Here is a 10556-nt window from a genome sequence, read left to right as displayed (position 1 = left end):
CGCCCCCGCCGCCGCCGGCCCCGGCCCCGCCGCCGGCCCCCGGCATGCCCACCTGATCCGATCGGGGCTAACAGTCCGGAGGCTGATTTTGTAGCCGATTCGCAGGCGCATCGTTACCCGATCGGCGTAGCTTCACAGTTCAGAGGCCGGTTGCTGAAAACCGGCCGACGAACCGAGGAGGGTGTATGGACATCATTGCTGGAACCGAACTGCTGGCACGGTCGACGACGACCACCAGCGTCGGATGGATCGGCTACATCATCATCGGCGCCATCGCCGGATGGCTGGCCGGCAAAATCGTCAAAGGCGGGGGTTCCGGCCTCTTGATGGACATCGTCATCGGCATCGCCGGCGCACTGATCGGCGGCTTCCTGCTCAGCTTCTTCCTGAACACCGCCGGGGGCGGATGGTGGTTCACACTGTTCACCGCCACCCTCGGGGCGGTAATCCTGCTCTGGATCGTGGGGAAGGTGCGCAGCCGGACCTGACCCGGACCGAAACCTCCACCGCCTCCCGCCCCGCCAGGGGCGGGAGGCGGTGCATTATGGGCTTCATGCGTGCCTGGCGGGTCCGGCGTCCGGGCCCGATGCGCAGCGGTCCGCTCGAATTCGACGACGGGGCCGCTGTCCCCGTTCCCGCCGCCGGGGAATTACTGGTCGCAGTCCGGGCGTGCGGTGTGTGCCGGACCGACCTGCACGTCGCCGAGGGCGACCTGGCCGTTCACCGGCCGGGCGTCGTCCCCGGGCACGAGGTCGTCGGGGAGGTCGTCGGGTTCGGTCCCGGCGCCGAAGGTTCTGAACCCGATCTCCGGGCGGGCTTCGCGCTCGGCGACCGTGTCGGCATCGCCTGGCTGCGCCACACCTGCGGCGATTGCCCGTACTGCCGGCGCGGGGACGAGAACCTGTGCCCGAACTCCCGCTACACGGGGTGGGACGCCGACGGCGGCTATGCCGACTTCGCCACCGTGCCGGCCGACTTCGCGCACCGGCTGCCGGAGGGCTACAGCGACAGCGAGATCGCCCCGCTGTTGTGCGCGGGCATCATCGGCTACCGCGCGCTGCTGCGGGCTGACCTGCCGCCCGGCGGCCGGCTCGGCCTCTACGGATTCGGCGGCAGCGCCCACCTCACCGCGCAGGTGGCGCTGGCCCTGGGCGCGGAGGTTCATGTGATGACCCGCGGCGCCCGGGCCCGCGAACTGGCCCTGGCCCTCGGCGCGGCGTCGGCCCAGGACGCAGCGGCGGCGCCCCCGGTCAAACTGGACGCGGCCATCCTGTTCGCTCCGGCCGGTGATCTCGTGCCGCCGGCATTGGAGGCACTCGATCGCGGCGGCACGCTGGCCATCGCCGGCATCCACCTCAGCGACATCCCCGCGCTGAACTACCAGCGGCATCTGTTCCAGGAGCGCCAGGTGCGCTCCGTGACGTCGAACACCCGCGCCGACGCCCGGGAATTCCTCGCCTTCGCCGGACGCCACCGCATCGAGGTGACGACCCCGCGCTACCCGTTGAGCCGGGCCGATCGCGCCCTGACCGATCTGGCCGAGGGCAGGATCGCCGGGGCGGCGGTTCTGGACCTGACGGGGGACTAACCCGACAGCTGCCAGACCAGGGCGGCGGCCAGGGCGCCGACGCCGTTGAGCGACCAGTGCAGCGCGATGGGCGCGAGCAGGCTGCCACTGCGCCGGCGCAGCCAGGTGAACACGAAACCGGCGGCGGCGGTGGCCAGCACCGCGCAGGCCACGCCGGCCGCCATGCCGAACACCCCGCCCCCGAGAATCCTGGTGAAACCGACGTTGCCGGCGGTCAGGCCGAGCGACGAGGCCACATGCCACAGCCCGAACAGCACCGACCCGGCCGCCGCCACCCCGCGGAAGCCCCAGGCCCGGTCCATCGCGCCGTGCAGCACCCCGCGAAAGGCCAACTCCTCCGGAATGACGGTCTGCAGCGGGATGATGACCATCGAGGCGACCACCGCCCCGGACAGCGTGGCGTAGCGGTCGTTGAGGAACATCGGTCTGGTCCATGGCAGTAGCGCGCCGGCGGCGACCACCAGCACAACCAGGCCCACCGCCGCGGCCGCGTGGAGCGCGCCCGACCGCCAGTGTTCGCGGCCCAGTCCGAGTTCCGACCAGCCCAGGCCGCGTGCGCGCACCAGCAGCAGCAGGGCGAGCGCCCCCGCCGGAACCATCGCGACACCGGCCCAGGGGGTGGTGAAGTGCGCTACCAGGTTGGTCAGCGCCAGCACCACCACCACGACGCCGATGTCGACGTAGGTCCGCAACCGGTGCAGCGCCGCCAGTTGCGTCACGACCGCGTGCTCAGCCATCGCCCGCCATTCTAGCTGCGGTGACGACGTCACCGCCGCCGCCGCCGGCGCCCGGCGCGCTAAGCTCGGCGCCGGGAGATGGAAGGCGCGCGGCGTTGAGCGAGAACGAGCCACTGCTGGCGGGACTGCGGATCCTGGACCTCTGTGACGGCGAGGCCGACGCCGTCTCCCGGCTGCTGGCCGACCTGGGCGCCGACGTGCTGAAGGTCGAACCGTCCGGGGGTGCCGCCGGCCGCCTGCGACCACCCCTGCTGGACGGCACGAGCATCCCGTTCGCACTGCACAACGCCAACAAGCGGGCGACGGTCCTGGACCCCGGCTCCGCGGAGGACCGGCGCAGGCTCCTCGATCTCGCCGGCGGGGCCGACATCGTCGTCGACAGCGGCCGACTCCCCGGGTACGGCACCTCGTGCGAGGCCCTGGCCGACCGGTTCGGCCACCTGGTCACCATGCTGGTGACCGATTTCGGCAGCGCCGGGCCCTACGCCTCGTGGCGTGCCACCGACCCGGTGTTCTACGCGATGTGCACCGCGCTGTCCCGGTCCGGCCCGGCTGTCGGCACCCCGGTCCTGCCCCCGGACGGCATCGCCTCGGCGACCGCCGCGGTGCAGGCCGCATGGGTGCTGCTGGCGGCGTACTTCAACCGCCTGCGTTGCGGCGTCGGCGACTACATCGACTTCGCCAGGTTCGACGCGGTGGTGATGGCGCTGGACCCGCCGTTCGGAACGCAGGGCCAGGCGGCCACCGCGAAGAAGGGCGGCGAACGCTGGCGCGGCAGGCCCCGCAATCAGGATCTCTATCCGATCTTCGGATGCCGGGACGGGTACGTCCGGATCTGCGTCATGGCGCCGCGGCAGTGGCGCGGGCTGCGGGCCTGGCTCGGCGAACCGGAGCAGTTCCAGGATCCGCGTTTCGACACCCTGGCGGCACGGGCGCAGGCCTTCGACGAACTCGGAACGCTGATCGGCACGTTGTTCGCCGGCCGCACCCGCGAGGAGCTGGTGGCCGAGGGCCAGCGCCACGGCGTGCCGATCGCCGCCGTGATGACCCCCGCCCAGGCGCTGCACTCCGATCACCTCACCGCCGCGGGTGCGCTGACCGACGCCGGACTGGTCCCCGGGGTGACCGCCCGGGTGCCGGTCGGCTACTGGGCGGTGGACGGCGGGCGGGCCGGGTTCCGCGCCGCCGCCCCCGCGTCCCCCGAGGCGACGGCCGGGGCGGACCGGCCCGCCTGGCGGACCGAGCGCTACGACCCGGCCCCCGTCGCGCCGGTCGGCGGTCTGCCACTGGAGGGCATCCGGGTCATCGACCTCGGAATCATCGTGGCCGGGGGAGAACTGAGCAGACTGTTCGGCGACCTCGGCGCCGAGGTCGTCAAGGTGGAGAGCGCGTCCTATCCGGACGGTCTGCGGCAGAAGCGGGAGCACCAGGCCATCGGCGACTCGTTCGCCCGTGCCCACCGCAATCACCTGGGCATGGGCCTGGAGTTGCGCAGCGCCGAGGGCGGGCGGGTATTCGCCGACCTGGTCGCCTCGGCCGACGCGCTGTTCGCCAACTTCAAACCCGGCACCCTGGCCGCGCTGGGCTTCGGCGAAGGGTGGTTGCGGGAGATCAATCCCGCGTTGGTGGTGGCCGAGAGCAGCGCCTACGGCGACACCGGCCCGTGGAGCACCCGGATGGGCTACGGGCCACTGGTCCGGGCGGTCACCGGCGTCACCAGTCTGTGGACGTCCGACCAGCCCGATCCTGCCGCGCGGCATCCCTTCTACGACGCCACGACGATTTTCCCGGACCACGTGGTGGGCCGGATCACCGCCATCGGCGCGCTGGCCGGCCTGATCCGCCGCAAGCGCCGCGGAGTGGGCGCCCGGATCCACGTCTCCCAGGCCGAGGCCGGAATCAACCAGTTGGACACCCGTTTCGTCATGTTCGCCGCCGAGGCCGCCGGTTCCGGCCACGCCGTCCGCCACGACGAGGCCGCGCACCTGGTGCTGCGGTGCGCGGGGGAGGACGAGTGGTGCGTGGTCTCGCTGTGCTCGGACGCCGACCGGCGGGCGGTGGCCGGGTTGACGTCCGATCTGGCCGCCTGGGCCGCCGAACGCACCCCGCTGCAGGCGGCGGAGCTGCTCCAGGCGGCCGGCGTGGCGGCCGGGCCGATGAACCGGCCGGACGAGGTCTACGACCATCCGCAGCTCCGGTGGCGAAACGTGCTGGCGGACATGACCCATCCGCTGCTCGAGGTGCCGCTGCCCGCGGAGACCGGGCCCGCCCGTTTCCGCAACATCCCGCCCGCGCCGCGGCGCCCGGCGCCGCTCCCGGGGGCCGACACCCGCCGCGTCTGCCGTGACATCCTGGGGATGACGGCGGAGCGGACCGAGCAGTTGATCGCGTCAGGTGTCTTGTTCGCCGCCGGGGATCGAGAGGGAGCCGCCCTGTGAAGACCGAGAGTCCGCAGCTGTTCATCGACGGCGAGTTCCGGCCCGCCGAGGAGGCCGTGCCGGTCCTGGAGGCGGCCACCGGCGAACCGCTCGGCGACGGCGCCAGTGCCACCGCGGCCGACATCGACGCCGCGGTGGCGGCCGCCCGCGCGGCGCTGGGGGAATGGCGGTCCACCTCACCGGACCACCGGGCCCGGCTGCTGCTGGCCTTCGCCGCGGCGCTGCACCGACGCGCCGAGGGCACCGGCGAACTGGTCAGCCGCGAGAACGGCATGCCGATGCGGCTGTCCCGCGGCGCCAACGGGCTGTTCCCGGCCGCGCTGCTCGGCTACTACGCCAAGCTCATCACCGAGACGCCCATCGAGGAGGTCCGGCCGAGCCTGATCGGCCACACCATCGTGCGGCGGGAGCCGGTCGGTGTGGTCGCCGCGATCGTGCCGTGGAACTATCCGCAGGCCCTGGCCGCGTTCAAGCTCGCCCCCGCCCTCGCCGCGGGATGCACGGTGGTCCTCAAGGCCTCACCCGAAACAGCCTTGGACGCAATGGTTTTCGCTGAGTCGGCCGCCGAGGCCGGGCTGCCGCCCGGGGTGCTCAACGTGGTGCCGGGAGGAGCGGAGGCAGGCGCCCACCTGGTGTCACACCCCGGGGTGGACAAGGTCAGCTTCACCGGATCCACCGCTGTCGGCCGGATCATCGGCGAGGTGTGCGGCCGGCTGCTGCGTCCGGTCACCCTGGAACTCGGCGGGAAGTCGGCGGCGATCATCCTCGACGACGCCGACCTCGACGCCACCATGGCCGGACTGAAGTCGGTGTCGCTGATCAACAACGGCCAGACCTGCTTCCTCGGTTCCCGGATCCTGGCGCCCCGGTCACGCTACGGCGAAGTCGTCGACGCACTGGCGGCCATGGTCGGCGGACTGACCGTCGGCGACCCGCTGGACATGGCCACCGACATCGGGCCGGTGGTCAGCGCGCGGCAGCGGGATCGGGTGCTGGGCTACATCGCCGACGGGAAGAGCAGTGGAGCGAGACTCGTCGCGGGTGGCGATGTCCCGCGTGACCGGCCCCGCGGGTGGTTCGTCGAGCCGACGGTCTTCGCCGACGTCGACAACTCCGCCCGGATCGCCAGGGAGGAGATCTTCGGTCCGGTGCTGGCCGTCATCGCCTACGACAGCGACGAGCAGGCGATCGCACTGGCCAACGACAGCGAGTTCGGCCTGGCCGGCAGCGTGTGGTCGGCCGACGCCGACCGGGCCACCGAAGTGGCGCGGGAGATCCGCGCCGGCACCGTCGGGGTCAACGACTACCAGTTGGACATCGGCGCGCCCTTCGGCGGCGTCAAGGCCAGCGGCATCGGCCGGGAACTCGGACCGGAGGGACTCGACGAGTTCTTCGACCTCAAGTCGATCTACCGGGTCGGCCCGGCCGACACCCGATGACCCTGGACCCGCGGACCCCGGTGCTGATCGGGGCCGGGCAGATCAATCAGCGCACCGAGAACCCGGACGTGGAACCGGTCGATCTGATCGCCGCCGCGGCCCGCGAGGCCGCCGACCCCCGGGTCCTCGCGGCGCTGGACTCCATCCGGGTGGTCAACCTGCTGTCCTGGCGCTACCGGGACCCCGGTCTGCTGATCGGCCGGCGGGTCGGCGCCCCGAACGCCGCCACGCAGTACACCGGGATCGGCGGCAACACTCCGCAGTCACTGGTCAACCAAACCTGCCTGGACATCCAACGGGGTCGCGCCGATGCGGTCCTGCTGGCCGGAGGCGAGACCTGGCGAACCCGGATGCGGTTGCGCGCCAAGGGTATCCGTCCAGACTGGACCAAGCAGGACGAATCGGTCCGCGTCCCGCCGGGAGCGGGCACCGACGTCCCGATGTCGGGCCCGGCCGACGAGCGGATCGGACTGGACCGGCCCTCGTTCGTCTATCCGCTGTTCGAGCAGGCGCTGCGCATCGCCGCGGCCGAACCGGTGGCCGCCCATCGGCGCCGGATCGGCGAATTGTGGGCGCAGTTCAGCGCGGTGGCGGCGGGCAATCCCCATGCCTGGGTCCGGGAAAGATTTTCCGGCGACCAGATCACCGAGGCCGGCCCGGACAACAGGATGATCAGCTGGCCCTACACCAAGCTGATGAACTCCAACAACATGGTCGACCAGGCTGCGGCACTGGTGCTGTGCTCGGCGGAGAAGGCCACCTATCTGCAGATACCGAGGGAGGGCTGGGTCTTCCCCCACGCCGGCACCGACGCGCACGACACCTACGGCTTCGCCGAACGGCTTGAACTGCATCGCAGTCCGGCGATCCGGATCGCCGGCGCGCGGGTCCTGGAGCTGGCCGGGGTGGGACTCGACGACCTCGACTACGTCGACCTCTACTCGTGCTTCCCGTCGGCGGTCCAGGTGGCCGCCGGTGAACTGGGCCTTCCGGTGGGCGACCCGGACCGCCCGCTCACGGTCACCGGCGGCCTCACCTTCGCCGGCGGGCCGTGGAACAACTACGTGACGCACTCGATCGCGACGATGGCTCAGCGGTTGAGGGAGAACCCGGGCTCGCGGGGACTGGTCAGCGCCAACGGCGGTTATCTCACCAAGCACAGCTTCGGCGTCTACAGCGCCACCCCGCCTGGTCGCGAGTTCCGTTGGGAGGACGTCCAACCCGCCGTCGAGGCCGAACCCACCCGCACCGCGGTGGTCGGGTGGGAGGGCGTCGGGACGGTGGAGTCCTGGACCACCCCGCATGACCGGGAAGGCAAGCCGGAGAAGGTGTTCCTCGCCGTCCGCACTCCTGACGGCAGCCGTGCGCTGGCGGTGGTCGACGACGCCGGCGCGGCCGCACACAGCGTCGCCGAGGACATCGCCGGCGCGAAGGTCAGGGTTCACGCCGACGGCCGGGCCGCCCTGCAGGGCGGCGACTAGCAGGTCAGGAGATCCCGCAACTCGCACGCGTTGCGCACCGCGTTGCCGCCGCCGTCGTTGTTGAAGTACACCAGCACCCGCCGGCCATCACCCACCCATCGGCCGATCCGGTCGGCCCAGCGCCGCAGTTCCTCGGTGGAATAGCTGCCGGCGTAGGGCGCCGCGTCATCCGGTCCGTGCATCCGGACGTATGCGAAATCCGTTGTCACCGTGGGAATGCACGCGAGATCCAGCCCGCTGGTGACCACGTACGCGGCCCGGCGATTCCGCAGGATCCGGTAGACCGCCGGGTCGTCCCACGACCGGTGGCGCAACTCGACGGCGATCCGGATCCAGTGCGGCACCAGGCCCAGGAAGCGATCCAGGCGGGCGTCGTCGCGGACCATGTCGGCGCGAAGCTGCACCAGCACAGCCTCGCGGCGCTCGCCGAGCGCGCGCTGGCACACCTCGATGCGCTCGATCCACGGCTCGGGCGCGGCCAACCGCCGGAAGTGGCTCAGTCCGCGATGCGCCTTGACCGACATGGTGAATCCGGCGGGCAGCCGCTCGCGCCACCCGGCGAACGCGGTCTGCGGCGGCCAGCGGTAGAAGCTCGCATTGAGTTCGACGGTGTCGAACACCTCGGCGTAGCGCGCCAGTCGCCCGGCCGCCGGCAACCCCGGCCGGTAGAGCACCCCCGCCCAGTGGTCGTAGGACCAGCCGGAGGTTCCGATCCGCACCGTCACCCACCACCGCTACCCCGCTCGCGGGCCCCGCAAACATGACAGCAGGCCTGCCGCCCCGGGGGAGGACGGCAGGCCTGCCGGTGGGCGACTTCTCTAGGCGCCGGATGGGTGTGCGCCGAGAACCCGCTGCATATCGGGGATCATCTGCTGAAGCTGAGAGCCCCAGTAACCCCAGCTGTGGGTGCCGTTGGCCGGGAAGTTGAACACGCCGTTCTTCCCGCCGGCGGCCAGGTAGTTGTCCCTGAAGGTCTTGTTGGTGCGCAACGTGAAGCCCTCCAGGAACTGCGCGGCCATCAGGTTGCCACCGCCACCGGAGGTGTCCAGCTCCGACGGGGTGCCGGTGCCGCAGTAGACCCAGACCCGGGTGTTGTTGGCCACCAGCTGATTGATGTTGACCATCGGGTCGTTACGCCGCCACGCCGGGTCCGAGGACGGTCCCCACATGCTCTGCGCGTTGAACCCGCCGGAGTCGCTCATGGCCAGTCCGATCAGCATCGGCCACCAGCCCTCGGAGGGGTTCAGGAAGCCCGACAGCGAGGACGCGTAGACGTACTTCTGCGGGTAGTAGATCGCGTAGTTCAGCGCGGCGCTTCCGGCCATCGAGAGGCCGACCACGGCGTTGCCGTTGGGGTTGATGCCCTTCTTGTCCTTCAGGTAGACCGGCAGCTCCTTGTTCATGAACGTTTCCCACTTGTAGGTGTAGGTCTGACCGTTGCCCTGGGACGGCTGGTACCAGTCGGAGTAGAAGCTGGACTGCCCACCCACCGGCATGACCGCTGACAGGCCCGAGTTCAGGAACCATTCGAACGCCGGGGTGTTGATGTCCCAGCCGCTGTAATCATCCTGGGCGCGAAGGCCGTCCATCAGGAACACGGCGTGCTCGCCGCCGCCCTGGAACTGGATGCGGATGTTCCGGCCCATCGAGGCCGACGGGACGTCGAGGTACTCCACCGGAAGACCGGGCCGCGAGAAGGCGGACGCCGTCGCCGAACCGCCGGCGACTCCGATCAAGCCGGGCATGACGGCTGCGGCGGCGACGGTTGCGGCCGCACGGCGAATCCAGTTGCCTCGCAACTTCGCGACGATCTTCATGAAGACTCCCATCACCTTTCGTACCGGAGCAGCGGTCGACTGCCGTGCTTGGAAAGTCAAGCACCGGGAAGGATCGGCGACCGGAACGCGACGCGGTGTGCCAAGTCGCGGTTGGGCAACGATCAGATCACGTGTCGAATCAGCCGAGTTCAGCGGCTTCGGTGTCGGAATCGGTTGCAGCCGTGTCGTCTTGGGCCTGGCCGGCCGCCGCGCGGGCACGCTCGCGGCGCTCGTCGATCGCCTGGCTGAGGTCCTGAAGCAGTTCCGGCTTGCGGAACACGATCTTCTCCACGGTCTTCCGATCGATCTGCAGCATCGTCACCTCGCCGATCGCATAGGCGCTGCCGGTCACCGGCTCGCGGGTCAGCGCGGTCTGCCCGATGAAGTCGCCCTCGTGCAGTGTGTTCAGCGGAATCAGGGTTCCGTCCGCGCCGACGACGACCAGTCGAACGCGGCCCTTGATCACGAACGACATCGCCGATGGAATCTCGCCACTGCTCTGCATCACCTCGTCGGCGCCGTACCGGGTGACGACCACATTGGGCAGGAGCGTTTCGAGATCCGAACTGTTGGCCCGCAGGACCGGCGCGATCTTTCGCAGTGCGTCGGCCCGGCGCTTCGCGGTGGAGAAATCGTCGTCGAGGCCGTCGAGTCGCAGGCCGGCGCGGCGGGCGGCGTACCAGAGCCAGCGCTGGAACGTGGACCGGGCCGCGGCGTCGTCGGCGGGGGATCGGACCGGGATCGTGACGGTGTAGTCGGTGCTGGAGTTCGCGTTGGCGGTCGGCTCGCCGCCGGGGTGCAGATGCGGCAGGTTGGCCGCCACGGAGGTCAGCAGCGCGCAGACTTCGTCGGGAGGGTCGGCGCCGGAGAACTTCGCCGGGACGGTGATGGTGTGGCCGCCGGCCGGCCGGCTCAGGTTGGCGAACGCCTGCCCGGCCAGCACCGAGTTCGGAATGATCTCCAGGCCGCTGCCGGTGTTGATGTGGGTGGCCCGCCAGTTGACTTCGACGACCCGGCCGCTGGCGGAGGGGGTCTGGACCCAGTCGCCGATCTGGA

Annotated in this window: 9 protein-coding genes; 5 read left to right on the top strand and 4 right to left on the bottom strand. The window is 71.0% G+C overall.

The window, feature by feature from the left end:
* The first annotated feature begins 185 nt into the window (after positions 1–185).
* Both ADBZ5U_RS10915 and ADBZ5U_RS10910 read left to right on the top strand, forming a co-directional pair.
* Positions 186–488 carry a GlsB/YeaQ/YmgE family stress response membrane protein gene (locus ADBZ5U_RS10915; protein ID WP_526265288.1) on the top strand — a complete coding sequence of 101 codons (303 nt, stop codon included), beginning with the start codon at positions 186–188 and terminating at the stop codon, positions 486–488.
* 56 nt (positions 489–544) lie between these two features.
* A complete protein-coding gene (locus ADBZ5U_RS10910; RefSeq protein ID WP_526265286.1) occupies positions 545–1588 on the top strand; it encodes a zinc-binding alcohol dehydrogenase family protein in 1044 nt (347 codons plus the stop codon).
* Here ADBZ5U_RS10910 and ADBZ5U_RS10905 read toward each other — a convergent pair.
* A complete protein-coding gene (locus tag ADBZ5U_RS10905) occupies positions 1585–2325 on the bottom strand; it encodes a CPBP family intramembrane glutamic endopeptidase (protein WP_526265284.1) in 741 nt (246 codons plus the stop codon). The genes ADBZ5U_RS10910 and ADBZ5U_RS10905 overlap by 4 nt on opposite strands.
* A gap of 95 nt (positions 2326–2420) precedes the next feature.
* Between ADBZ5U_RS10905 and ADBZ5U_RS10900 the strand changes: the two genes are divergently transcribed.
* Genes ADBZ5U_RS10900 through ADBZ5U_RS10890 form a run of 3 tightly spaced genes read left to right on the top strand, consistent with a single transcriptional unit; the run spans position 2421 to position 7683 of the window.
* Positions 2421–4763, top strand: coding sequence for a CaiB/BaiF CoA-transferase family protein (locus ADBZ5U_RS10900; RefSeq protein ID WP_526265282.1), 2343 nt, complete (start codon positions 2421–2423; stop codon positions 4761–4763).
* On the top strand, positions 4760–6202 hold the full coding sequence (locus ADBZ5U_RS10895) for an aldehyde dehydrogenase (protein WP_526265280.1): 1443 nt from the start codon (positions 4760–4762) through the stop codon (positions 6200–6202). Before ADBZ5U_RS10900 ends, ADBZ5U_RS10895 begins: the two co-directional genes overlap by 4 nt.
* On the top strand, positions 6199–7683 hold the full coding sequence (locus ADBZ5U_RS10890) for an acetyl-CoA acetyltransferase (protein ID WP_526265277.1): 1485 nt from the start codon (positions 6199–6201) through the stop codon (positions 7681–7683). Before ADBZ5U_RS10895 ends, ADBZ5U_RS10890 begins: the two co-directional genes overlap by 4 nt.
* Here ADBZ5U_RS10890 and ADBZ5U_RS10885 read toward each other — a convergent pair.
* The 3 genes from ADBZ5U_RS10885 to ADBZ5U_RS10875 form a co-directional block, all read right to left on the bottom strand.
* Positions 7680–8408, bottom strand: coding sequence for a DUF72 domain-containing protein (locus tag ADBZ5U_RS10885; protein WP_526265275.1), 729 nt, complete (start codon positions 8406–8408; stop codon positions 7680–7682). The two genes, ADBZ5U_RS10890 and ADBZ5U_RS10885, sit on opposite strands and share 4 nt — an antisense overlap.
* 93 nt (positions 8409–8501) lie before the next feature.
* On the bottom strand, positions 8502–9500 hold the full coding sequence (locus tag ADBZ5U_RS10880; RefSeq protein ID WP_526265290.1) for an alpha/beta hydrolase: 999 nt from the start codon (positions 9498–9500) through the stop codon (positions 8502–8504).
* A 139-nt stretch (positions 9501–9639) separates the two neighbouring features.
* Positions 9640–10556 (bottom strand): cyclic nucleotide-binding domain-containing protein (locus ADBZ5U_RS10875; protein ID WP_526265274.1); only part of this gene is annotated, 917 nt, incomplete at its 5' end.

Source organism: Mycobacterium sp. (assembly GCF_040398885.1).
Classification (GTDB): Bacteria; Actinomycetota; Actinomycetes; order Mycobacteriales; family Mycobacteriaceae; genus Mycobacterium.
This window is presented reverse-complemented; position numbering and strand designations above follow the sequence as displayed.